The sequence below is a fragment of the Aeromonas sp. 602200 genome (genome assembly GCF_049173895.1).
Lineage (GTDB): Bacteria > Pseudomonadota > Gammaproteobacteria > Enterobacterales > Aeromonadaceae > Aeromonas > Aeromonas veronii_A.
Genome location: NZ_JAAKSL010000009.1, coordinates 1 through 24,378, shown reverse-complemented (window position 1 = coordinate 24,378; position 24,378 = coordinate 1). Strand labels below are relative to the sequence as shown.

The window sequence follows — 24,378 nt, the reverse complement described above, 5'->3', positions numbered from 1 at the left end:
AGAATGCGGGGAGAAAAGCAGAAATTTTCTGGTCAGATGAGCCCCTCTGACGAGGGGCTCAACAAGCAGGAATTACTTGGCCTTGACGCAAGGCAAGGGAGGAAGCTCGCCCTGTGCAGCCGGGCGGGTCATCTGGTAGTTGCCGGCAAGATCCCGATAGACACGGGTGTTCCACACCTCTCCGTTGTCGAGCTGGAACTCGATGTCGTAGTTGACCCCGGAGACCACCTGGCTGCGCACCTCGCGGATGCTCTGCAGTTTGGCGGCCGTGTTCATGCGAGCCAGCACGCTGGCCAGCGCAGCCTCTCCTTCCGCATTGGGCAACGGCTGACTCTGCCAGCCACCCGCCATCGGTGCACACTCCGGCGTGGGTGACGAGGTGCTGCAGGCACTCAACAGGCCAGCAACAAGGATGGGTAACAACACGCGTTTCATATCATTTTCTCCTGCCTGCAAAATGACCACCTTATCAACATCTTGCCATTATTGCAGCCCAAAAGGCTCCCGCTGCGCCCCGCTTGGACGCACCAATCGATCAGCGCCCCAGATTGTCCGCCAGCTGTTTGGCGCGGCTGGCCGCCCACTGGTCGATCATCTTCTCCATCTCCCCGGCGGTGATGGGCTCATCCTTGTGGGTGGTATCCGTGCTCTCACGGGCATCCATCACCCGCACCAGCAGCTTGCCGCTCCGGGAGTCGAGCAGCTGGGCCATGCTGCCCACCTTGAGCAGGTAGGGCTCCTTGCCGATCACTTCGCGGGTGACGTTGATGGCGATCTTGGCCGGCAGCAGGTCACGCAGCTTGGGGTCGGGGCGGGTCAGGTCGAAGTTGGTGACGGCGGCCTGGATCCGCATGACCTTCGGGCCGGGGGCGGTGGCGATCTTGACGCCCTGCTTGATCAGCTCGCTCTGGAACTTGTCGTGGTAGTAGCGGCCAATCTGGTTCTGTTCGTTGGCGGTCAGCAGATACCACTGGCCGTTCTCCTGCCGAATAAACTGCAGCGGATCGAGCAGCACCTCATTGTATTGGCGCAGGTCAACGCCCGGCTCCTTGTAGACGCGCTGATTGGGGTTGCTCTCGCTCTGCTGGAAGGCTGTCAGCGGGATCGCCTGCAAGCTGTGGGATACCTGATTCTTGACGGCGCAGCCACCCAGCAGGGCCGCAGCCACGGCAACCATCACGACCTTTTTCATATTTGCTCCTGCATTTTACTGTTTGTTTTTGCTGTGGATTTCACACCACATGGCTGGAGAACCCGTGCCGGATGCCGCCAATGTCACAGAGAAATAACCCATTCATCACTTTCCCACAAGCAACAGATCAGGATTGTTCAGCTCACATCCAAGTTGTCACAATTGAGGCACTTTTGTACAGGGTCAGCCAGGGTACGAACTGCGATCTGGCGAGGGTTCGGTTGTTTAATCCGGCTAAATGGGGCTGCGAAAAGCGCTCAGTTTTTTCAAACGATGTGAGCCCGCGAGCGGCGTGAGTTGAACGGGGGAATGCCCTGGAACGGGCGATGACCGATCATCAGCCATCTTGCGCAAACTTGCCTGCCGCCGGAGAAGCAGCAGGCTCATTCATCAGTTATCGAGATCCCAGGGACACTGCTTGACCAGTCCCTCTTTGCCGCTGGCGACGATCGCCTGCTGCACCATCCGTTTGTAGCGATTCTTGATATGGGCGGGCAACGCGGGCACCAACAGTCGCTCGTCAAACTCCGGCAGCGGGCGATCCGGCAGCACCGCCTGCTCCTGCGGGCTGAGGGGCGGCCGGGAGGCCATATTGCTGGCCGAAATGGTGGGCGTGCCCACCAACATCTGGCGTTGCAGCGGCGCGCTCAGCAGAAAATCCACCAGCAGGTAGGCGGCCTTGAGCCGTGCGGGATCATCCCCGACATGACGGGCGATGGAGATCGCATCGAGGGCATAGATGGCCCCCTCCTGCACCATGGCGATCCGCCACTGCTGATCGTTCTGCTTGTTGCACTCCACCAGCTCCAGCCCCCAGGTGGTGGCAAAGGTCTGCTGACGCAGATCCTCGCAGCGGTTGGCCTGATTGAACCAGAAGCCGCGACTGGCCTGCAGCCGCTGCGAGAGCTGCTGCTCCACCTCTTGCTGCAAGGTCTTGTCGGCCAGCATCTCGCCGCTGGCAAACAGGGCGGGCGACTTGCCCAGCGAAAGCAGCACCGAAAAGAGCAGCGGCTCGAACTGGTCGCAGAACTCGGCAAACTGGTCCGGCGGCGAGCTGTTGGCGAGCACCTGCCAACTGGTGGGCGCTTGCGGCACCTGCTTGCTGTCATAAGCGAGGCTGAACATGGCGTAGGAGAAGGGCACCGAGTAGTTGCGCTCCCCCTGCTTGTCATACTCGGTGTTCTTGAGGGCGGGCTTCACCTCGGCGTAGTGCTGCAGACGGCTGAAATCGATGGGGAGCAGCAGCTTGAACAGCGGCTGGTGATGGGCCTTGTAGAAGTAGCTGGTCGGCAGCACCACATCGGCGCTGCGGGTACGCAGGGCGCGGTAGACGCTGTCGAAATCTGTCAGCAGCGGCTCGATCCGGCTGACCGTCGCCTCCACCCCATGGGCTTTGGCGTAGTCGGCAAACTGTTGTTCATACCCCGCAGGCAGATAGCCCCACTCCAGCAATTTGAGCTGAACCGGGGCCGCCAGCGCCGGGGTCATCCCCAGCAACCAGCAAAGAGGCAGTAGACGCATGGCCGGGCACTCCTGACAGGTAAACCTTGTTGGAGTATAGGCCCATGCGCCGACTCGTCAGGCCACCAGCTCGGCCCCCATGCTCGCCAGAATGGAGAGGCTGACCACCGCAAACAGCACGCCGGTCACCAGATTGAGCGGTCGCTGCACCCGCAGCAGCAGGCGCTGGGCACGATCGGTGGAGAGGCTCCACGCCAGCAGCCCGAACCAGCAGAGGGAGATGATGAAGAGCTCGCCCACCAGCAGGCTGCGGGTCATCCCGTCCACCTCTGGCGTCACCATGGCGGCCAGCAGACCGATAAAGAACACCAGCGCCTTGGGGTTGAGCAGGTTGGTGGCAAGGCCAGTGCGCACGCCCCTGCCCCAGCCGCGCAGCTCGTTGGCGGCACTGGCCATCAGGGTGCTGCTCTGCTGGCGAGCCGCCATCAGGGCGCCCCACCCCAACCAGCCCAGATAGAGGGCGCCGCAGCACTTGATCACCATAAACAGCAGCGGATGGCTGGCAATCAGCATGCTGATCCCGGTCAGGCTCAGGGTGGCGTGCACCATGATCGCCAGCGAGATGCCCAGCGCCGCGCCAAGGGCGGTCGGCCGGTGCAGGCTGGTGCGCAGGATCAGGGCGAAATCGGGGCCGGGGCTGGCCAGTGCAATCAGGTGCATCAGGCCGAGGGTAACGAACAGACTGGTCAGCATAACAACTCTCGCTTTAACGACGGAGAGTCAGCATGGCGGATCAGCGGGGGGCGCGGCTTGTAAAAGATTGCATCTGGGCACGAAATTCGGCGGGTGTCAGACCGAATGCCTGGCGAAAGCCGTGGTGAAAGTGACTCTGATCGAAGAAGCCAACCGCCAGCGCTACCTCGCTCACTGCCATCCCGCTCGCCAGCAGCCGTTTGCCCTGCTCCAGCCGCAGCCGTTTCAGCCAGGCGTAGGGGGTCATGCCGCTTCGCTTCTTGAACTGGCGCAGGAAGGCGAAACGATCGAGCCCGAGCAGCCCCGCCAGCTCTTCCAGCGAGTGGGGCTCGTCGAGGGCGGCCATCAGGTAGTCGCGCAGGAATCGCAGTTGGGGATCGGCCAGCTGGTGTACCTCGGGGGCCAGATGCAGCAGCTCCCCCAGCAGGGCAAGCAGCTGGCTCTCGATCAGCAAGCCATCGGCCTTGGGGTTGTCGAGATAGCCGTGCAGCTGGGCAAAGCCCTGATAGAGGTCGGGGCGGCTCTGCAATCCCTTGTCGAAGAAGGGTTCCGGCTGCTCCGGCAGCCAGAGCGCCAGCTGCTGCGGATCGATGGCGAAGACCCGCACCTCATACCCTTCCGGCAGCAGGCTGAGGCCGTCGTGTACCTCATCCGGGTTAACGGTAGAGAGCACCCCGCGCACCAGATGGTGGCTGTTCCCCTTGTGGATAAACTTCTGGCCACCCCGCTGCACCAGCCCGATATGGTAGTCGAGATGGACATGGCGGCCGTAGCTGAACGCCCTGTGGTGGGAGTGTGACAGCTCGACCCCCGGCAAGTGCGGGGATTGCCAGTAGCGGATGAGGGAATCGGTGGTATTCATGGGTTATAGATACACCGCAAACAAGCTGAATGCTTGTAGATTATTGCATTCCGGCTATGCCCTTGCAGCTGGTGCAATGGCCACCAAAGCAGGTCGGCTACGCCACCAGCGATAACCGGCAACCACAACCCGCTTATTGAGCTACGGAAAAAGCAAAGGGAGGCATTACGCCTCCCTTCGACTGATCACACAACCCAGTTACTTGGGTTGCAGCTTCATCTCCTGCAAATACTCCTGCACCTGCTGCTTGTAGTCCGCCTGATAGGAGAACTTGGTGCTGTCGCTCGCCGCAATCAGGTTCACCGCTGTACAAAACAGGGTGGCAGCCAGCAACCCCTTGCCAACCCACTGAGGATGGTTGCGGCTCCAGCTAACCAGCAACAGCAGGATCGGGAACAGGGCATAGGGGAATATCAGCATCAGGTGCCAATAGTTGAAGATGATGGGCGAGAGCGCCGCACTCACCAGCACAGCCAATACGGCCGCCAGCGCATAGAGGCCGAGCCAGCTCGTGCCGTCCACTGATGCACGGTCGCTGCGCAGCAGACGCGGCTTGAGATCCCGCCACAGTTGCCAGTTGGCCTTGGCCGCCAGCAGCACGGTGGCAGAGCCCACCCCGTAGATCATCACCCGCCACAGCCAGACTGCTGTCATCTGCAAATATTCATGACCCGCCAGCCAGATGAACTGAGTGTCGTTGACCAGCTTGCTGGCAAACAGCCAGGAGCCGTAACGCAGCCAGTAGATCACCGATTTCAGCACCGGATAGACATGCACCAGCCCCCATCCGATATAGCGCTGACGCGCTTCGGGATCGACGTTCTGGGTGATATGGCTGTTGCTCATCACTTCCATGGCGTAAGGGATCAGAGATGCACCGATCAGCAGGGCTGCGACCACCACCCCGCTCCAGCTCACCTTGAGGATTCGGCGCCAGAAGAGGTAGGTGGAGATCACAGCCAGCAGCGGCCAGGAGTAGTGCAACTGCATCGCCATACCGATAGCCAGCAGATGAACAATCATGTGCCAGAAGGAGGCTCGCTCGCGCATATGCCAAGCCGACCAGCAGTGCATGGCCGAGAAGAGGAAGAGATAGGAGGGGTTGTAGAGCAAACTCTCGTACTGGAACCAGGGGTTGAGCCAGCAGAGCACCAGAAACAGCAACCGCGCATTGCCCTTCGATACGGGGTCAACAAACACCTGGCGGATAACCGCATCAAATAGCAGAAAACCGACCAACCGCATCACCAGCAGCAACACCATGGGGGCATAGGGAGAATCCCACAGTAGCAGCGGCCCACCAATCAGCCAGGCCGACAAGCTCCCCGGCACATTGCCCACCGCACTCGCCGCATTGCCATAGCTGAGCCAGACCCCCTCATAGGCTCCAAGGTAACCCTTGTAGAGCATCTGGGTCTGGTCGCCGGTGAGGAGCTGATTAACAGAAAACAACCAGGAGAGCAGCAGCCCGGCAAATATACAGGCCGCGAATAATGCGTTATGGTAGCGCCCACTAAGACCAATCATTGATCCACACCTATTGAAAAAATTGCTAACGACTTTAACAGTTGCCACCTGATTTTGCTCGTTTACGATTCACATTTTTAGTAGATTTACCAGTCAGTTATGAGACCCGCGGAGCAGTTATGACCCCACCAGTTAAAAAGTTTTTATTCATTGTTGAAGACTTGTATGGTGGTGGTGCGGAAAAGGTTCTGCTCAATACCGCATCCTTGCTAAAAGATGCAGGTGTCGATGTTACCTTGTTTACCTTGCGGGAAAAAATAGACCATACGCTACCTGACAACATTCACCCGATTAATCTTGGCATTGTCACAAAGCTGACTAAAGCCATATCCAATGTTGCGGTTGAAAATATACAAGCATCTCTGATCTTGAAAAAAGTCAAAGAGATCTCGCCTGACGTAATTATCTCATGCTCATGTGACAAAATTACCAGACACCTGCCTGATACACTGAATATTTATTACTGGATCCACGGAAATGTCACCGGCTTTGCCAAAGACAATGCCAAAGGATATGAAAAATTCAAGCGCTTCTATAATGGCAAGAAACTGATCTGCGTATCTCGTGGCATCGCGGACGACATTTTGCACAATGTAAGAGCCACACCAAAATCGTGTCAGGTTATCTACAATCCGTTTGATATCGAGAAAATTCAGGCGTTGGCCGATGAGCCTTTCAACAAGCCATTTGAAAAGTATTTCATCCATGTCGGCACTTTCGAAGAACGAAAACGCCACGATCGTCTCTTGCAGGCATATCAGCTAAGCGGCGTTGCTACGCCACTCGTTCTGATGGGCAAAGGGGAGCGACGCCCTCACATTGAAGCCATGATCGAGGAGATGAACCTTGCCAGCAAGGTGAAGATCATCGACTTTCAGAAGAACCCCTACCCCTATATCAAAGCCGCTCAGGCGCTCATCCTGACATCCGATGCTGAAGGGCTGCCAACAGTGCTTATTGAAGCACTCATCTGCCATACCCCGGTGATCAGCGTGGATTGCCCGTCTGGGCCGGCAGAAATTCTTACTGGGCCACTGCAAGATAACCTTTGCTCCCTTTTTGACATTCCCAAAATAGCGCAAAAAATATCTCGTATGGATATAGATAAAATGCATATACCAGATCATTTTTACAGCCCATTCTCTAGTACAGAGACCATAAAATCATTTATGTCACTTTAGTTTATTAAATTTAATGAAATAACATTGAAATGTCATTTTGAGAGCTAATCCAATGAATATCCTATTAATAGGTATCGATAACGCAGGGCTCATTACCCCGATAGTTGAAGAGATGCGACAACAAGGACACGTGGTTACATTTATTGAGAATGGAGAAATATCTAGATATGATTACCTGCACCCAGTAGAGAGAATATCAAACTTAATTTCAAAGGCTCTGTTTAAAAGAAATTTAAAACAAGAAAGAAGCTGGCTGTCGACCACCCAGTTTTTGAATGGTTTTACAAAAAACCGCCACTTTGATATCACTATCCTCACTAATCCTGATATTTACACGGCAGAACATCTGACACAGCTCAAAAAATGCACCAACAGGATGATTTGCCACCTGTGGGACAGTACCCTCAGAATGCCAAATAATATCAAAAACATTTCACTTTTTGATAAAGTTTTGAGCTTTGATCCGCAAGATGTTAAAAAATATGGCTTTACACCATTAACTAACTACTATAAAAAGAATTTAACCCCACTCCAACCAAACAGAAACTATGATGGTGATGTGTTTGGTATTTTTAGCTTTGATCGTGAACGCTACGCCTTTATGACTGCATTTCTGGATGCCAACCCAGACTTAAAAATTAAAATCATGATTTATGTTGATCACCACCGAAAGATCAAAAAAATAAGAGACAAGAGAATCGAAATAATTACCAAGCCAATTACTGGTGATGAACTATTGGCAATCTCATCGGCTTATCACTGTATTCTTGATATAGGATACCAGTCACAAAAAGGCTTGTCTTTTAGATTCTTTGAGTCTCTTGCCTATGAACAAAAAATAATATCAAATAACAATACCGCAGAGACATTTCCGTTCTTTCATCCCAACAATATATTTTGCATAACAGATACAGATCTAAAAGTCTCACCTGACTTTTTAACGATCCCTTATCATCACATATCTGACGAGATAAAAAATCAATACAGACTAGATATATGGGTAAATAAATACATAAAGGCGATGCTTTAATTTTTATTCTGCACCAGGCTATGGTGCAGAAATCTAAATTATTGTGCTATGTACTGAACATACCAATCATTAAATTGACTCTCAAACTCCTCCATATTAATGTAGTTTACATTTTGTTCTTTTTTGGCATCAACATACATTACCATGGCTTTCTCAAAATTTGGTAACCACTCCCGGTTTTCACCTTTACCAAAATTATCATTATATATTCCAAATATAGGTTTTTTCAGCCCTGCGGCAATGTGTACTGTCGCCGTATCTACAGACACGATACCGATACTATTTCTTATTTGAGCGAATAGAACACCTAAAGAATGGGATGAGTCATGTGTGATAACTCTTTCCCTTAAGATATCAGGCATTCTCCTGATATTGTGTTCTGTTTCAATTTTCTTTATCGGTGGATAGAGCAAACATACATTATATCCAGGCTTGCTCAACATAACCTTCAGGATCTCGATAATTTTTTCATCATTAAATGTTCGTGAGCTGCCACTACCGTAAGGATTAAAACAGATTGTGGGATTATCAGGCCAGCTAGATTTAACGCTTGACTCATCTTCAAGATATTCTGGAACAATATAATCTGTATCGGGGTTATCAACCCCCATTTTATTAACGGCCAAGGCAAACTTCTGTGAGAAGTGAATATTCTTGGTTAAATGACCAATTTTAATATTCACACATTTTATTTTGTCATCTATACCAATAACATTTTTTACAGATAATTTTGAGATAAAGAAAATATCTTTCATCTTCATTTCATTAGTAAGATGAACAAGATATTCAATATCTCCTATATCTCTAGCCAATGAGGCGAGTGCTGCATAACTTGGTCTTTTCGGAATAGAATAAACTTCATCAAAAAGAAATTGGTTTTTAAATAAAGACCTCATCTCAGGGGTTGTAATTGCAACTACTTTTTTGCCTGGAAACTTCTTTTTTATTTCACGAGCGACCCAAGATGATACTATGGCATCCCCCAATTTGGCATCCCAACGAACAAAGACTATAGCACCATCTTTACTTGAAGCTGATTTCAAAGATCGGTCAAAAAGCACAATCCCTATTTTACGACGAATGATATCGCGCCATGATTGCAATTTCTTAATCATTTTCTTCCCTCCAAAGGCGATACCTTTATTGTGGTAATTAAAGCCGAAAATAAAAACATGAAGAATATCATCCCGGAGTTATGACTTATAAATGCTTGACTCAAGCTATAATCAACAAGAGTTAATGATGAAACCGCCAACATACTACTGACCAATAAGTTATCTCTATTTTTACTCGCAACCCAAAGTGGATAAAAGTACAGCAGAGCTAACATCAAGAAGCCTATAATGCCGCGTTTAGCCAATTCATCTAAAAATTGATTATGTGCATGTGAGTTAAAATTATAAATGAACTCGGATATAGAACCATTATTATATTGGTTTAATTGTGATAAGCGAATTCCGTTATTTCCCCAACCAAAAATTGGTTTTTCCAAAAAAGAGTTATATGCACTTTCCCACAACTGCAATCGAATGCCTAGAGATGTATCCGGATTCACACCATCAAAATAATGAACAACATCCGCTTTTGCATTATATATCCTATCCATTACGCCACTTTGCGGAAGCATAGCCAAGAAAAGCAACAAGGCACATACAGTGCTTGCATAGAGACCATCTTTGAGGGATAGCTGTTTTCTAAAATAAAAAACTATTGTAAACAAGACGATTGGAAGTAAAACCCAGCCACCTCTGGTCCCGGAGAGAAAACTGCCTATCCCCCCCATTAAAAATGAAAGAAGCATAAAGGCAGCAATGTTTTTCTTCCCTAAATGGCGGAACCAGAAAAAAGCACACAGACATAACAATGCCAATGTCATGCTGATGTTTCCTGACTGAATTGGCATGCTTTCATCAAAAGCTCGAGGCATTCCAAGATAAAACTTTTCATATATTGCGATTAGACCTGAACTCACTGCTCCTATAGAGAGGCCAGCAATAAGAACGTTTATGTTAATGGGGAACACACTTAATAAAGGTAAGGTCATTGCAGCCATTAACAAGCGACTTGGTCGGTCTAACTCTTTGAGAGCGCCACCATCAATCCCGATTGATACTGCTTGGATGACAAAAAAAGAGATGAATATATATGATAATATTTTCACCTCTGAACTCATTGCCAAATAATATTTTTTACGCCAAAAGACAAAAACACTTGCCAAAACTAAAATGCTGGGCCCATATCCATAGCCACTGGGGACCGTTAAAACTATTGCGCCAAATAAAAAAGCTGCAAATTGCACAATAATATTTAATCGTAGGCAATTTTTATCTAAATTCACAAGTTATTTCCTGAACACATAATTCCCACGAATTTTTCGCCACAGCCCGAATACATCGGTACGGGGGAAGATGGCAATCCGGCGGATCTGGAAAGGGTCCTGGTGCATTGCTTTGGGGCCGCTATTGGTAGCAACGGCAAAACGATACCCGGCGGTGATAGCCTGCTCCTTGGCACTCTCGTTCATATCTCCGTAAGGGTAGGCAAACGAGAGCAACGGATGGCCAAGCAGGGCCTCCAGTTGGCGTTTATTCTCCTGAATTTCATGGGCTTGTTGTTCGGGTGTGAGCTTGCTCAAGCGGGGATGGGTCAGGGTATGACCACCAATTTCCACATGACCGCTGGCGGCCAACGCCTTGACCTGCTCACCACTCATCAATGAGACCTTGGTATCCGGATTGGTCGGATGCTCCACATCCCAACGGTTATAACCTTCGCCGGTAACTACGTACACCACGGCTTTGTAACCAAATTTTTCCAGCAGTGGCAGCATGCGGGTCAGGTTGTCCTGATAGCCGTCATCGGCGGTGATCATCAGGTACTTCTTGCCGTATTGCAGACGGTGGATAAAGCCTTTGTCGGCCAAATCACTAAACGTCAGGGTTTCGTAGCCGAGCCACTTCATCAGTCGCAGATGCTTCTCGAACATGGTGATCGGCATCCAGGTACCATGCACCCCCTTCTCGCTATCCTGCTCGATAAAGCGGTGGTACATGATGACGGGTATCTCGCGGCGCAGGGTTTCGACTACGGCATCCTGATAGATGGTTTCGAGGCCGGATACTACCCCCTGCAAGCCATACTCATCTTGAATGCGTTGCCGAATGGCTTCCGGCACCATCTTGCTTGCGAGGGCGGATTCGATTTCGCCCTTCAGCGCGGCAAAATCGATGGCCAGATCCTTGGGGCCGATATCGCCAAAATTACTCGCCAGAGCATCATCCAGATTCTGTTCGGTCACCAGACCAACTGCCTTGGCTTCACCAATGGCAAAGGCGGGCCGACCGCAGAGCAGTGCTTCCATCGCTACCCGACCGGCACCAATTACCAGATCGCAACCCGCCAGCAGAGCGGGCACATCATCGACATAACCGACAAACTCGGCACGGCCTTCGAAACGGGCAAAGCGCTCCGGCACCTTGGTACCGCTGACAATCCGCACCTTGCAGGCATCCAGATCGAGTACCTCGTCGAGCAGACGGTAACAGAGCTCCCCTTTGGGGCCGCTCAAACGGCCAATGATGGCAATCACCGGCTTTGGGTTGTCCGGCGCTGGCACAAGCTGGAATTTGTTGGTTTCGATACCGTTGCGCAGCACCTGCACGATCGCGGGATCGACCCCCAGATTGTCGACTATCTGATGGGCAATATCTTCACAAACGGCAACCGCCCGATAGCCGAGTGCATGGAAGGCCTTGCGCGAAGCGTGCACCGGCTGGCGACCATGCACCGTGGTGATCATCGGGGTGCCAGTCAGCTTGCAAGCCACATAGCTGCTCCAGCCGGAGGCGCGGGAGTGAGCATGCACCAACTGAATATGATGCTTCTTGATGAGATAGATGAGGTAAAAGACGTGCCAGAAGCGGCGCAGAATGCTGCGCTTGTTGAATCTCAGCTTGAAGACGGGGCCAAGCGTCGGCTTGGTCAGGGTATCTGACACATAAAAGACGTTGTGACCACGCCGGGTCAGTTCGTTACCGACCGTGGTGGCATAGACCTCAGCTCCCGTTACCTCGAGCTGGGAGAGTGCCATCAATATATTCATCGCGCGGTTACCCGGTAGAGAAGAGAGGAACGGCAAGCAGCCACAGAGACCAGAAACCGGAAGCAGGCGAGTGCCCACTTCCGGTTTTGCGCTCAAACTGCCGCGTTGTGCTCACCTGTTAGCGGTTGAGCCAAGCCATGTAATCCGCTACCCCTTCGGCAACGGTTTTAAACTCGGCGTCATAACCCACGCTGCGCAGCTTGGTCATGTCAGCCTGGGTGAAGCTCTGGTAGCGACCCTTGAGGTGATCCGGGAAGGGAATGTACTCAATGGCTCCCTTCTGATGATGCTTGATCACCGCTTCGGCCACGTTCTGGAACGGCTCGGCACGACCGGTACCGCAGTTGAAGATGCCGGAGTGCTGCGGGTTCTGCCAGAACCAGAGGTTTACCTTGCAGACGTCGTCGATATAGATGAAGTCACGCATCTGACCACCGTTCGGGAAGCCATCGCAACCTTCGAACAGCTTGGGATTCTCGCCCTTCTTCACCTGGGTATTGAGGTGGAAGGCGACGGAAGCCATGGAGCCTTTGTGCTGCTCGCGCGGGCCGTAGACGTTGAAGTACTTCAGACCGACAACCTGAGAGTTGATCTCCGGCATCCAGCGGCGCACGTACTGGTCAAACAGCTGCTTGGAGTAGCCGTAGACGTTGAGCGGCTGTTCGAACTTGGGATCTTCGATGAAGTTGTCGTTGCGGCCACCGTAGGTCGCGGCAGAAGAGGCGTAAATGAATGGAATTTCACGCTCGATGCAGTAGTGGAACAGATCCTTGGAGTACTCGTAGTTGACCTCCATGATGAACTTGCCGTTCCATTCGGTGGTGGCAGAGCAGGCGCCTTCGTGGAAGATCACCTCGATGCCGTTGTCCCACTCTTCAAACTCGTCACCGGAGACGATGCGAGCCTGAAACTCGTCCTTGTCCATGTAGTCAGCGATGGTCAGATCGACCAGGTTGACGAACTTGGTGCCGTCGGTCAGGTCATCAATGACCACGATATCGGTCCGTCCTTGAGCGTTCAGCTGCTTGACCAGATTGCTGCCGATAAAGCCAGCACCGCCAGTTACTACGATCATGGAGTTTGCCTCTCGTACGTTGATGGCTACATGTGACTGCTTGTTAAAGCTGTGTATAGTGAGCCAATTTGAAATTGCCGAAAAGTTTATCACGGGCCGTCCGGGGATTCGACCTTGTTCAAAACTGCCCCGAGCGGAACCTGTTGGAGGAATGAGTGATGAAAACCAGAGACAGGATCATTCACAGCGCGACCGAGCTGTTCAACGATCAGGGTGAACGCAACATCACCACCAACCATATTGCGGCGCACATGGGTATCAGCCCAGGCAACCTCTACTACCACTTCCGCAATAAAGAAGACATCATCCACTCCATCTTCGACCAGTATGCCCGTCACCTGAGCGAGAGCTTCGTGCCGACCCGCAACCGTGAGATCACCCTGCAGGATCTGATGGGCTATCTCGATGCCATCTTCTATCTGATGTGGCAGTTCCGCTTCTTCTACGCCAATCTGCCGGACATCCTGAGCCGTGACGAGCCGCTGCAACAGAAGTACCTCAAGGCCCAGGAGCAGATGCGCTCCTCCGTGGTCGCCCTGCTCAGGAGCCTGCGCGAAGGCGGCATTATCGATGTCAGCGATGAAGACCTGCCGGATCTGGGCCAGACCATCAAGATGGTGGTGACCTGCTGGATCCCCTTCCAGATTGCCCAGGCCCCCAACACCCGCATCACCAAACCTCTGCTCTATCAGGGCGTGTTGAAGGTGCTGTTCCTGCTGCGCCCCTATGTGCAACCCCAGGTGGCCGGACAGATCCAGCAGCTGGAGCTGCACTACCGTCAGCTGGCCCAACCAGCTGGGTGAGATCTGTTTCACATTTGTTGAATATCAGCACAATCATTTGAATTTACCGCAACAGATTGCAGTAAAATGTCGCCCTCTGTTGATACGCAGCTGAAATAGCCAATAAGGATCGAGGATGTCTAACGGATTCTATCGTCACCTGACCGAGCAACTGAACCAGGTGCAAGCTGAAGGGTTGTACAAGCAGGAGCGCATCATCACCTCCGCCCAGCAGGCCAGCATCGCCGTCGGCGGTGAGCAGGTACTGAACTTCTGTGCCAACAACTATCTGGGACTGGCCAACCACCCGGATCTGATCGCCGCCGCCCATCAGGGACTCGACAGCCACGGCTTTGGCATGGCCTCGGTACGCTTCATCTGCGGTACCCAGGATCAGCACAAAGCGCTGGAGCAGAAGATGTCTGCCTTCCTCGGCACCGAAGACACCATCCTCTACTCCTCCTGTTTCGATGCCAATGGCGGTCTTTTTGAGACCCTGTTCGGCGCCGAAGATGCCATCATCTCCGATGCCCTCAACCACGCCTCCATCATCGACGGCGTGCGGCTGTGCAAGGCCAAGCGCTATCGCTACGCCAACAACGACATGACCGAGCTGGAAGCCCAGCTCAAACAGGCTGACGCCGATGGCGCCCGCTTCAAGCTGATCGCCACCGACGGCGTTTTCTCCATGGATGGGGTCATCGCCGACCTCAAATCCATCTGCGATCTGGCGGACAAATACGATGCACTGGTGATGGTGGATGACTCCCATGCCGTCGGCTTTATCGGTGAAAACGGTCGTGGCACCCACGAATATTGCGGCGTGATGGATCGGGTCGACATCATCACCGGCACCCTGGGCAAGGCGCTCGGCGGCGCATCCGGCGGCTATACCTCCGGCAAGAAAGAGGTGATCGACTGGCTGCGTCAGCGCTCCCGCCCGTACCTCTTCTCCAACTCGCTGGCCCCCTCCATCGTTGCCGCCACCATCAAGGTGATCGACATGCTGGCGGAAGGTCACGACCTGCGCGCACGTCTGAAAGAGAACAGCCGTTACTTCCGCGAGCGGATGAGCGCAGCCGGTTTCACCTTGGCAGGCGCCGACCACGCCATCATTCCGGTGATGCTGGGGGATGCCAAACTCGCCTCCGAAATGGCAAGCCGCATGCTGGCAGCCGGCATCTATGTGGTGGGCTTCTCCTTCCCGGTCGTGCCCAAGGGTCAGGCGCGCATTCGCACCCAGATGTCTGCCGCCCATACCCGCGAGCAGCTGGACAAGGCGATCGACGCCTTTATCCGCATCGGCCGTGAACTCGGCGTTATCTGATTTGAATCAAGGGGCTGCAGCCCCTTTTTTCTGCATTCATATTGAAGGAACAGCCATGAAAGCACTCTCCAAACTGCACAAAGAGGTCGGCATCTGGATGACGGATGTACCGGCTCCCGAGCTCGGCCACAACGATCTGCTGATCAAGATCCGCAAAACCGCCATCTGCGGCACCGACATCCATATCTACAACTGGGACGAGTGGTCCCAGAAGACCATTCCGGTACCCATGGTGGTCGGCCACGAATATGTCGGCGAAGTAGTCGCCATCGGTCAGGAGGTGCGCGGCTTCGCCATCGGCGATCGGGTCTCCGGCGAAGGGCACATCACCTGCGGTCACTGCCGCAACTGCCGCGCCGGGCGCACTCACCTGTGCCGCAACACCATTGGTGTTGGCGTCAACCGTCCAGGTGCTTTTGCCGAATATCTGGTGATCCCCGCGTTCAACGCCTTCAAGCTGCCGGACAATATCCCGGACGAGCTGGCTGCCATCTTCGACCCGTTCGGCAATGCGGTGCACACCGCCCTCTCCTTCGATCTGGTGGGTGAAGATGTGCTCATCACCGGGGCTGGCCCCATCGGCATCATGGCCGCCGCCGTCTGCCGCCATGTGGGTGCGCGCCACGTGGTGATCACTGACGTCAACGAATACCGGCTGGAGCTGGCCCGCAAGATGGGCGCCACCCGCGCGGTCAACGTGGCCAAGGAGAAGCTGGCCGGCGTGATGAGCGAGCTGGGCATGACCGAAGGGTTCGACGTGGGGCTGGAGATGTCCGGCGTCCCGAGCGCCTTCCAGGAGATGCTCGACAAGATGAACCACGGCGGCAAGATCGCCATGCTTGGCATCCCCCCCTCCACCATGGCCATCGACTGGAACAAGGTGATCTTCAAGGGGCTGTTTATCAAAGGGATCTATGGCCGCGAGATGTTCGAGACCTGGTACAAAATGGCCAGCCTGATCCAGTCAGGGCTGGATCTCTCCCCCATCATCACCCACAGATTCCACATCGACGAATTCCAGCAGGGGTTCGATGCGATGCGCTCCGGCCACTCCGGCAAGGTGATCCTGAGCTGGGATAAATAACCCTTTTCACCCTTTGGTTACTCGAAACCCGGCGAATGCCGGGTTTCTTTTTATCTCCACCACCAGAATTGCCGTGAGATCGCCCAAAACTTTGTACGCAGAGTGTTTAACACTTCACACACAAGCGTTTAAATGGCTGTAACTATTCGGTTATAATCCCGTCGCTTACATGGATAATAAAAGACTGCTGGGAGTATATGAGCGTGTTGAAAAAACTGAGCTATTTGCTGGCTGTCGGGATGACGGCCGCCAGCTTGTCTGGGGCAGTGCTTGCTGCCGATGAGATGTCACCGGAGGCCATTGCCGAGCGGATCAAACCGATCGGTCAGGTCTATACCGCCAAGGATCTGGAAGGTATTGCCGGCGCGGGTGCTGCACCTGCTGCGACCGCCTCTTCCGGTCCCCGCAATGGCGAAACAGTATACAAGGGCGCCTGCTTTGCCTGTCACGACACCGGCGCTGCCGGTGCCCCCAAACGGGGTGACAAGGCAGCCTGGGATCCTCGCATCGCCCAAGGCATTGATACTCTCAAGAAACATGCCATTGAAGGCTTTACCGGCAAGTCCGGCATGATGCCTCCGCGCGGCACCTGTGCGAACTGTAGTGATGAAGAGATTGAAAACGCCATCCACTACATGATCGACAAGCTGTAAGTATTTGAAAGGGCCGCAATTGCGGCCCTTTCAATCTATCGGCTTCCGACTACTCTTGTAGGGTAGGCATAGTCGGGAGTTGCTCATGTCGCCCCATTCCACCGAATCCCACTACTCAACTCCTCTGCTGGCGTTGGTCTCTGCCATTATGGATTTTCCGGCTCCCCCTACAGCGCAGAGCAGCGATTATGATGATCTGATAAAGCAGATAAACCAGCTCTGCCCGTTGCAGCATTTCGGCATGCTGGGCCTCTCCGACAGTGGTCTGAACTGGCTCTACGCCTACAAAATCAGCGATACCTTCAAGCAACAACTGGGGCGGGAGCAGTCCCGCATCACCGATCAGCTCACCCAGCTCGATGAGGCCGAAGGGTGGTGCGTCTTTCCTATCGAACATGGTCAGGTGCAGTGGCTGCTGGCTCGCGGCGAACCATCCGACCTGCCCACATTACGCCTGCTGCTGGAGTGTCTATCCAAACGGCTGACCGAAACCCAGGCGGGCTCCCATCTCACCGAGCTGCCTTCTCCGCTGATCCGCAAAGACCCGAACTGGAAAAAGAAAATCGAGAGCATCAGCCGCATCATGCGACTGGCCAACACCCTGCCCGGTCAGGCGCTCTTCTCCCAGCTGGAGGCGGTGCTGCGCCAGATGCTCGCCATTGAGGATATGCTGCTGGTCAGGCTCCACAGCCATACGCTTGAGAAGATTTATCCCGCACATCCTCGTCAAAGCGACGAATTCATCAGCGGTTTGTGCCACAGCACCAGCAATATCGAGGTCAACAGGGAGGCAACCTACTGGCACAGCATGCCGCTACGGCTGCAACAACAGTACTTCGCCCACTTCATCATCAGCACCGCGCAACCGCTGGAGACAGACGACAAGCTGTTTCTCGACTTCCTGCGTGGTCAGCTCACCCTGCTGTTGGAGCTGAAGCGGATCCGCCAGCAGCTTAACGACATCAATAGTGAAGACTCCATCAACCAGCGGCTGCAACAGCTGCGTCAGACCAACCTCAGGCTGCAAAAGCAGCTCAAGCAGCATCAGGAGCTGGAACGGCGGCTGCAATTCGATGCGCTTCACGACCCGCTGACCCAGCTACCGAACCGGGCGCTGTTGATGAACCACCTCAATCAAGCCATGACCCACTACAACCGCTACAAGTCACCGGGGTTTGCGGTGATCTTCATCGATGTGGATCACTTCAAGCAGATCAATGACACCCTGGGCCACAGTGCTGGTGATCAGCTGCTCAAGGAGGTAAGCCGCCGCCTGCAGACCTGCATCCGGCAAAACGATATGGTGGCCAGATTGGGGGGCGACGAGTTCGTCATCTATCTCGATAGCAGCAAACATGAAGATGACATCAGCCCGGTGCTCAACCGTATCATCAGCCGCCTCTCCTATCCGTTCCGGCTGCTTGGCAATGAGCTGAGTATTACCGTCAGCCTGGGGGTATCGAGTGTGTCCGAACAGACATCGGATATCAGCCAGTTACTCCACCAGGCCGATCTGGCCATGTACCAGGCCAAACGCAATGGCCGCAGCCGCATCGTCAGCTACTCGGATGATTGCATCAACCAGAACTGGAATTCGCCGGAAGAGATGCTGGCTCGGGCCCTGCGGGAAGGGCGTATCGTCCCCTACTACCAACCGGTGATCCGGCTACAGGATAGCCGCCTGACCGGTCTGGAGGTGATGGCGCGCTGGCTGACCGAAGAGGGAATTCTGAAGGATGCATTCGACTTTATTCCGCTGGCGGAGCAATGTGGCCTGATTCTGGAGCTGGATTATCAGATCCTGCGCCACACCTGCCAGCAACTGAAAGTGTGGCTTCCGATCTCGGGCCAGAGCAAGTTCAAGGTCGCCATCAACCTCTCCGGCAAACATCTGGTCAACCATGATCACATCATGCGGTTGGTGGACATTATCGATGAGGAGGGGATAACACCAGGCTATCTGATCTTTGAATTCAACGAGCGGGAGCTGTCGCGGCAGGATTCCGATGCGCTGGCCTCCCTGCATGAACTGCGTGCCAAGGGCATTCAGATCAGCCTGGACGACTTTGGTACCGGCTTCTCCTCCCTCAACGCCCTGTTCCATTTCCCGGTAGATTACATCAAGGTGGATGACAGCTTTACCCAGCGGATGCTGCAGTCCCCCAAAGATCTGGCGCTGATCCGCGCCATGCGGGATATCTGTCAGGATCTCGATTACACCCTTGTGGTTGAAGGCATTGAGAACCAGCAGCAGTTACAGAAGCTGATAGATATCGGCTGCCGGATGGGGCAAGGACGCTATATATCTCCCCCCATGCCGGGAGCAGACATCATTCCACTGCTATCCCCCGGCAACGCAACCTCCTAATCTTTCTTGAACATGGCGCGCAGATTGGCCACCGCCATCTGCCCCTTCTGCTGGCGCTCCTCGGCAGTCACCTTCTTCTGGTTTTCCCATTCAAGGTCATCCTGCGGCAGCTCCAGCAGGAAGCGGCTCGGCTCTGGCCGTACCGACTCGCCAAACTGGCGCCGCTCCTTGCAGAGGGTAAAGGTCAGCTCGGTCTGGGCCCGGGTAATGCCCACGTAGGCGAGACGCCGCTCCTCCTCGACGTTGTCTTCATCGATGCTGGTCTGGTGGGGGAGCAAGCCCTCCTCCATCCCCACCATGTAGACATAGGGGAACTCCAGCCCCTTGGAGGCATGCAAGGTCATCAACTGCACCTGATCGGCATCATCTTCCCCCTCATTGCGCTCCATCATATCGCGCAGGGTGAGTCGAGTGACCACCTGAGCCAGCGTCATCGACTCCTCCAGCTCATCCCCTTCCAGCATCTCGGTAATCCAGCGATAGAGGGTGGAGACGTTCTGCATCCGCATTTCGGCCGCTTTCGGGCTGGGGGAGGTCTCGTAGAGCCACTCTTCATAGTGGATCTCCTTGATCATGTCCCGCACCGCCTCCACCGGATTGCCGCGCAGCGCCTGATCACCAAGGCGAACCAGCCAGTTGGTAAAGGCCTGCAAAGCCGTCAGGCCACGGCCGGAGAGGTGCTGTTCCAGCCCCAGCTCGAAGCTGGCGGCAAACAGGCTCTTGCCGCGCTGGTTGGCGTATTGGCCAAGCTTTTCGAGGGTGGTGGGGCCGATCTCGCGTCGCGGCAGGTTGACCACCCGCAGGAAGGCAGTGTCCTCATCCGGATTCACCAGCAGCTTGAGGTAGGCCATGATGTCCTTGATCTCGGTACGGGAGAAAAACGAGGTGCCGCCGGAGATACGGTAAGGGATCCGGTTGGTCATCAGCGCCTTCTCGAAGATGCGCGACTGATGGTTGCCCCGATAGAGGATGGCGTAATCCTTGAACCGGGTGCGGTTCATAAACTTGTGGCCCATCATCTCGGCGGCGATGCGCTCCGCCTCGTGCTCCTCATTCTTGGCAAACAGCACCTTGACCGGCACCCCGTAATCGAGCTCGGAGAAGAGCGCCTTGTCGAACACATGGGGGTTGTTGGCGATCAGGATATTGGCGCACTTGAGGATGCGCCCCTTGGAGCGGTAGTTCTGCTCCAGCTTGATCAGCTTGAGGCTGGGGAAATCTTCGCTCAGCAGCACCAGATTCTGCGGCTTGGCACCTCGCCAGGAGTAGATGGACTGGTCATCGTCCCCAACCACGGTGAAGCGGGCCCGCTCGCCGACGATCTGCTTCACCAGCTCGTATTGGCTGGTGTTGGTGTCCTGGTATTCGTCGACCAGCAGATAGCGGATCTTGTTCTGCCAGCGCTCGCGTACCTCCTGATTGCTCTTGAGCAGCAGGGTCGGCATCACGATGAGGTCGTCAAAATCCAGCGCGTTATAGGCCACCATCTGGCGGTGATAACGCTCGTAGAGCTGGGCCATCAGCACCTCTTCCGGCCCGCGGGCAATGCGCATGGCGCGGGCAGGCAGAATAAGGTCGTTCTTCCAGTTGGAGATTTGGGTAATGAGGGCCGAGAGCTTGTCCTTGTCGTTGTCGAGCTCGTCTTCAGTCAATTCTTTCAGCAGCGCCAGCTGGTCGGTGTCGTCGAACAGGGAGAAGTTGGCCTTGAGATTCAGGCTGTTGTGCTCCCGGCGGATGATCTCGAGCCCCAGAGTATGGAAGGTGGAGACCATCAACCCCCGCGCCTCCTTTCGGCCCAAAGTCTGGCCGACCCGCTCCTTCATCTCCCGTGCCGCCTTGTTGGTAAAGGTGACGGCGGCGATATTGCGCGCACTGTAGCCGCACTGCTGCACCAGATAGGCAATCTTGTTGGTGATGACGCGGGTCTTGCCCGATCCGGCACCCGCCAGCACCAGGCAAGGGCCGGAGACATACTTGACCGCTTCGTTCTGATTGGGGTTGAGCTTCATGGGCCGGATCTCTTGGCTTATGATGAGGGGCGGCATTGTACCAGAAATCACCCGACGAGCCGTACCTGCTGCACGGCAGGCAACCGCCATTCCGGCTTATCGCGCCTTGTGTTCGGGCGCTATTTTCAGGATCATGGCCGACCTTTCGAGATGATGACTTTTTCCGGATGATGAGGGGAGCATGAATCAGCAACAGCACACCCAACTGCGCAGCCAGTTTCCGGCCTTGGCGCAGGAGGTAAACGGCCACCCTCTGGTCTATCTGGACAACGCGGCCACCACCCAGAAACCGCAAGCGGTACTGGATGCCATCGCTCACTACTATGGGGCCGACAATGCCAATGTGCACCGCGCCGCCCATGCTCTGAGTGGCCGCGCTACCCGCGCCTTCGAAGCTGCCCGCGAAACGGTCGCCCACTTTATCAATGCGCCTCGCAGCCACGAAGTGATCTGGACCCGTGGCACCACGGAGGCGATCAATCTGGTGGCCCAGAGCTGGGGGATGAGCGAGCTCAAGGCGGGGGACGAAATTATCCTCAGTACGCTGGAGCACCACGCCAATATCGTCCCATGGCAACTGGTCGCCCAGCGTACCGGCGCGGTGATCCGGGTGATCCCCCTCGATGAGCGGGGCGATCTCGATCTGGCCGCCTATCACGCAATGCTGGGGCCACGCACCCGGCTGGTGAGCGTGGCCCACGTCTCCAATGCCCTCGGTACCGTCAATCCAGTCAAAGAGATGGTGGCAGCGGCCAAGGCGGTTGGCGCCGTGACGCTGATCGACGGTGCTCAGGCGGTGGCTCATCTCGACGTCGATGTGCAAGCCATCGGTTGCAACTTCTACGCCTTCTCCGGCCACAAGCTCTATGGCCCAACCGGCATCGGTGTGTTGTGGGGCCGCACCGAGCTATTGGAGCGGATGCCGCCCTGGCAAGCCGGTGGCGAGATGATCGATCGGGTCAGTTTCAGCGGCACCACCTTCAATACCCTGCCTTTCAAATTCGAGGCGGGCACCCCCCATATCGCTGGCGCTATCGGCCTCGCCGCCGCCATCGACTTTGTGATGGCGCAAGATAGGGAATGGCTCGCCCAACATGAGCAGGCACTGACCGACTATCTGGTAGCTGGCCTGCAACAAGTGCCGGGGTTGCGTCTGGTCGGCGAACCCGGCCAACGCGCCGGTGCGGTCTCTTTCCTGCTCGACGACATCCACCCGCAAGATGCTGCTACCCTGCTCGACATGCAGGGTATCGCCCTGCGAGTCGGCCATCACTGCGCCATGCCGCTGATGGAATCGCTCGGGATCGGCGGCACCATGCGCGCCTCGCTGGCTTGCTACAACAATCGGGACGATGTCGACGCCCTGCTGGCCGCCCTGCACAAACTCAGTGACTTCTTCTAAGGCAGACAACCGAATGAGTGACCTCGCAAGCTATACCCAGATTGGCCTTGAGCCCAACGCCGACACCATCCGCCAGCAGTTTGCCGCCGCTCATGGCTGGGAGAACCAGTACCGGCTCATCATCCAGCTCGGCAAGCAGCTGCCAGCACTCCCCGCCGAATGGCAGCAGGAGGCACTCCGTCTCAAGGGGTGTGAAAGTCAAGCCTGGCTGAAGGGAGAACAAAGTGAGGATGGCTGCTGGCACTTTGCCTGTGATTCCGATGCCCGCATCGTGCGGGGCCTTATCGTCATCGTGCTGGCCGCGCTCAACCACAAATCGTCTGCGGCGATCCAGGCCTTTGATATGGAAGGGTATTTCACCGAACTGGGACTAGAGAAACACTTGAGCCCGTCACGAGGTAACGGGCTCAGAGCGATCGTGCTGGCGATCCGGGAACAGGCTGTCTAACCCGCCTTGTTCAGCGGTCGATTAGGCTTCGCCAATCGACCCTACTTCTTCATTCCCGGCCTCTTTCTCGGCGCGGGCCCCCCGCTCGGCAATCTTCTTCAATACCCGGGACGCGGCAACCAGCCCAAAGGTTGCCGTCACCGGCGTCACGGCGCCAAAACCGGAGGCGCAATCCATCTTCATGGTGCCATCGCTGGCCGCCTTGGCCTGACAGGTGCCACCATTACCATCCGGATAACTCAGCTGCTCGGTTGAGAAGACACACTCCACCCCGAATTTGCGCGCCGGATTCTTGCTGAAGTTGTGCAACCGGCGCAGGTCGGAGCGAACCTTCGCAGCGAGCGGATCCTGAATGGTCTTGGCCAAATCGGCCACGGTGATTTGGGTCGGATCCATCTGACCGCCGGCACCACCCGCGACGATCACCGGGATCTTGTTGCGCTTGCAGAAGGCAATCAGCGCCACCTTGGCCTTGACCGAGTCGATGGCATCCACCACATAGTCAAACTCCCGCTTGATATGCTCGGCCAGATTATCGGCGGTGACGAAATCATCTACCTCGATCACTTTGCAATCCGGATTGATGGCGCGAATACGCTCGGCCATCACCTCGGTCTTGAGGTGACCAACCGTCCCCTGCATGGCGTGGATCTGGCGATTGGTGTTGGTGATGCAGATATCATCCATGTCGATCAGGGTGATCTGGTTGATACCGGCACGGGCCAGCGCCTCGGCCGCCCAGGAGCCCACGCCGCCTATCCCCACCACACAGACCTTGGCCTGGCTAAAGGAACGCAGGGCATTCTGACCATAAAGACGGGCAATGCCCCCGAATCGCTGTAGATATTCTGCTTTCATACCACCACCTTGCTTGAGGGCGGCCATTATAGCGACAACCAGAGCCAGCGGCGATGGCATAACCGGAGAAAATCGGGGAGGAAAAACAGGGAAAACGGCAGAGAAGAGGGAATAAAAGGTCAGTTATCAGACGATTTAATAAATTGCAGGCAATAAAAAACCCCGCTCGATGAGCGGGGTTTCTTGTATTGGGTGCCTGGCAGTGTCCTACTCTCGCATGGCGAATGCCACACTACCATCGGCGCTACCGCGTTTCACTTCTGA

General features: G+C 54.9%; 21 protein-coding genes. 9 read left to right on the top strand and 12 right to left on the bottom strand.

Features of this window, described 5'->3' with window-relative positions; all coding sequences use genetic code 11:
• Window positions 1–72: 72 nt before the first annotated feature.
• The 6 genes from G5221_RS12075 to G5221_RS12050 all read right to left on the bottom strand — a co-directional run bounded on the left by G5221_RS12075 (window position 73) and on the right by G5221_RS12050 (window position 5,678).
• Window positions 73–435 carry a cystatin domain-containing protein gene (locus tag G5221_RS12075; protein ID WP_042054283.1) on the bottom strand — a complete coding sequence of 121 codons (363 nt, stop codon included), beginning with the start codon at window positions 433–435 and terminating at the stop codon, window positions 73–75.
• A 100-nt stretch (window positions 436–535) separates the two neighbouring features.
• Window positions 536–1,192: a DUF3313 domain-containing protein gene (locus G5221_RS12070; protein ID WP_244776854.1), complete on the bottom strand. Its 657-nt coding sequence runs from the start codon at window positions 1,190–1,192 to the stop codon at window positions 536–538.
• A 390-nt stretch (window positions 1,193–1,582) separates the two neighbouring features.
• The gene (locus G5221_RS12065; RefSeq protein ID WP_421263303.1) at window positions 1,583–2,713 is read right to left on the bottom strand and encodes an ABC transporter substrate-binding protein; all 1,131 of its coding nucleotides are present in this window, start codon (window positions 2,711–2,713) and stop codon (window positions 1,583–1,585) included.
• A gap of 57 nt (window positions 2,714–2,770) precedes the next feature.
• Window positions 2,771–3,406, bottom strand: coding sequence for a LysE family translocator (locus G5221_RS12060; RefSeq protein WP_100652235.1), 636 nt, complete (start codon window positions 3,404–3,406; stop codon window positions 2,771–2,773).
• A 40-nt stretch (window positions 3,407–3,446) separates the two neighbouring features.
• Window positions 3,447–4,268, bottom strand: a complete 822-nt coding sequence (locus tag G5221_RS12055; protein WP_005357044.1) for a helix-turn-helix transcriptional regulator — start codon at window positions 4,266–4,268, stop codon at window positions 3,447–3,449.
• A gap of 198 nt (window positions 4,269–4,466) precedes the next feature.
• A complete protein-coding gene (locus tag G5221_RS12050) occupies window positions 4,467–5,678 on the bottom strand; it encodes a 3-deoxy-D-manno-octulosonic acid transferase (protein ID WP_421231176.1) in 1,212 nt (403 codons plus the stop codon).
• A 236-nt stretch (window positions 5,679–5,914) separates the two neighbouring features.
• Between G5221_RS12050 and G5221_RS12045 the strand changes: the two genes are divergently transcribed.
• Both G5221_RS12045 and G5221_RS12040 read left to right on the top strand, forming a co-directional pair.
• A complete protein-coding gene (locus tag G5221_RS12045; RefSeq protein WP_421249928.1) occupies window positions 5,915–6,976 on the top strand; it encodes a glycosyltransferase in 1,062 nt (353 codons plus the stop codon).
• 52 nt (window positions 6,977–7,028) lie between these two features.
• Window positions 7,029–8,006, top strand: coding sequence for a hypothetical protein (locus G5221_RS12040; RefSeq protein ID WP_421263302.1), 978 nt, complete (start codon window positions 7,029–7,031; stop codon window positions 8,004–8,006).
• Between the two features lie 38 nt (window positions 8,007–8,044).
• Here the strand turns inward: G5221_RS12040 and G5221_RS12035 are convergent, their stop codons facing one another.
• From G5221_RS12035 to rfaD, 4 genes are all read right to left on the bottom strand, one after another.
• Window positions 8,045–9,121 carry a glycosyltransferase family 9 protein gene (locus G5221_RS12035; protein WP_421263301.1) on the bottom strand — a complete coding sequence of 359 codons (1,077 nt, stop codon included), beginning with the start codon at window positions 9,119–9,121 and terminating at the stop codon, window positions 8,045–8,047.
• Window positions 9,118–10,344: an O-antigen ligase family protein gene (locus tag G5221_RS12030; protein ID WP_421209186.1), complete on the bottom strand. Its 1,227-nt coding sequence runs from the start codon at window positions 10,342–10,344 to the stop codon at window positions 9,118–9,120. The genes G5221_RS12035 and G5221_RS12030 overlap by 4 nt, the downstream gene beginning before the upstream one ends.
• Before the next feature lie 3 nt (window positions 10,345–10,347).
• Window positions 10,348–12,108, bottom strand: coding sequence for a polysaccharide deacetylase family protein (locus tag G5221_RS12025; RefSeq protein WP_421263300.1), 1,761 nt, complete (start codon window positions 12,106–12,108; stop codon window positions 10,348–10,350).
• Window positions 12,109–12,226: 118 nt separating this feature from the next.
• Window positions 12,227–13,183: an ADP-glyceromanno-heptose 6-epimerase gene (rfaD, locus tag G5221_RS12020; protein WP_005340846.1), complete on the bottom strand. Its 957-nt coding sequence runs from the start codon at window positions 13,181–13,183 to the stop codon at window positions 12,227–12,229.
• Window positions 13,184–13,341: 158 nt separating this feature from the next.
• Between rfaD and G5221_RS12015 the strand changes: the two genes are divergently transcribed.
• The 5 genes from G5221_RS12015 to G5221_RS11995 all read left to right on the top strand — a co-directional run bounded on the left by G5221_RS12015 (window position 13,342) and on the right by G5221_RS11995 (window position 19,397).
• A complete protein-coding gene (locus G5221_RS12015; protein ID WP_042054294.1) occupies window positions 13,342–13,986 on the top strand; it encodes a TetR/AcrR family transcriptional regulator in 645 nt (214 codons plus the stop codon).
• A gap of 115 nt (window positions 13,987–14,101) precedes the next feature.
• Window positions 14,102–15,292, top strand: coding sequence for a glycine C-acetyltransferase (locus tag G5221_RS12010; protein WP_216952604.1), 1,191 nt, complete (start codon window positions 14,102–14,104; stop codon window positions 15,290–15,292).
• A 55-nt stretch (window positions 15,293–15,347) separates the two neighbouring features.
• On the top strand, window positions 15,348–16,376 hold the full coding sequence (gene tdh, locus G5221_RS12005; protein WP_421263299.1) for an L-threonine 3-dehydrogenase: 1,029 nt from the start codon (window positions 15,348–15,350) through the stop codon (window positions 16,374–16,376).
• A 197-nt stretch (window positions 16,377–16,573) separates the two neighbouring features.
• A complete protein-coding gene (locus G5221_RS12000; protein WP_421263298.1) occupies window positions 16,574–17,029 on the top strand; it encodes a c-type cytochrome in 456 nt (151 codons plus the stop codon).
• An 85-nt stretch (window positions 17,030–17,114) separates the two neighbouring features.
• Window positions 17,115–19,397: a putative bifunctional diguanylate cyclase/phosphodiesterase gene (locus G5221_RS11995; RefSeq protein WP_421263297.1), complete on the top strand. Its 2,283-nt coding sequence runs from the start codon at window positions 17,115–17,117 to the stop codon at window positions 19,395–19,397.
• On the opposite strand, the gene rep is transcribed toward G5221_RS11995, so the two are convergent.
• Window positions 19,394–21,406, bottom strand: coding sequence for a DNA helicase Rep (gene rep, locus G5221_RS11990; RefSeq protein WP_421263296.1), 2,013 nt, complete (start codon window positions 21,404–21,406; stop codon window positions 19,394–19,396). The genes G5221_RS11995 and rep overlap by 4 nt on opposite strands.
• A gap of 181 nt (window positions 21,407–21,587) precedes the next feature.
• Between rep and G5221_RS11985 the strand changes: the two genes are divergently transcribed.
• Window positions 21,588–22,808: a SufS family cysteine desulfurase gene (locus tag G5221_RS11985; protein WP_421263295.1), complete on the top strand. Its 1,221-nt coding sequence runs from the start codon at window positions 21,588–21,590 to the stop codon at window positions 22,806–22,808.
• A gap of 13 nt (window positions 22,809–22,821) precedes the next feature.
• A complete protein-coding gene (locus G5221_RS11980; RefSeq protein WP_005342474.1) occupies window positions 22,822–23,256 on the top strand; it encodes a SufE family protein in 435 nt (144 codons plus the stop codon).
• Between the two features lie 21 nt (window positions 23,257–23,277).
• Here the strand turns inward: G5221_RS11980 and tcdA are convergent, their stop codons facing one another.
• Complete coding sequence (gene tcdA, locus G5221_RS11975; protein ID WP_421263294.1) at window positions 23,278–24,114, bottom strand: tRNA cyclic N6-threonylcarbamoyladenosine(37) synthase TcdA; 837 nt, start codon at window positions 24,112–24,114, stop codon at window positions 23,278–23,280.
• Window positions 24,115–24,378 lie beyond the last annotated feature (264 nt).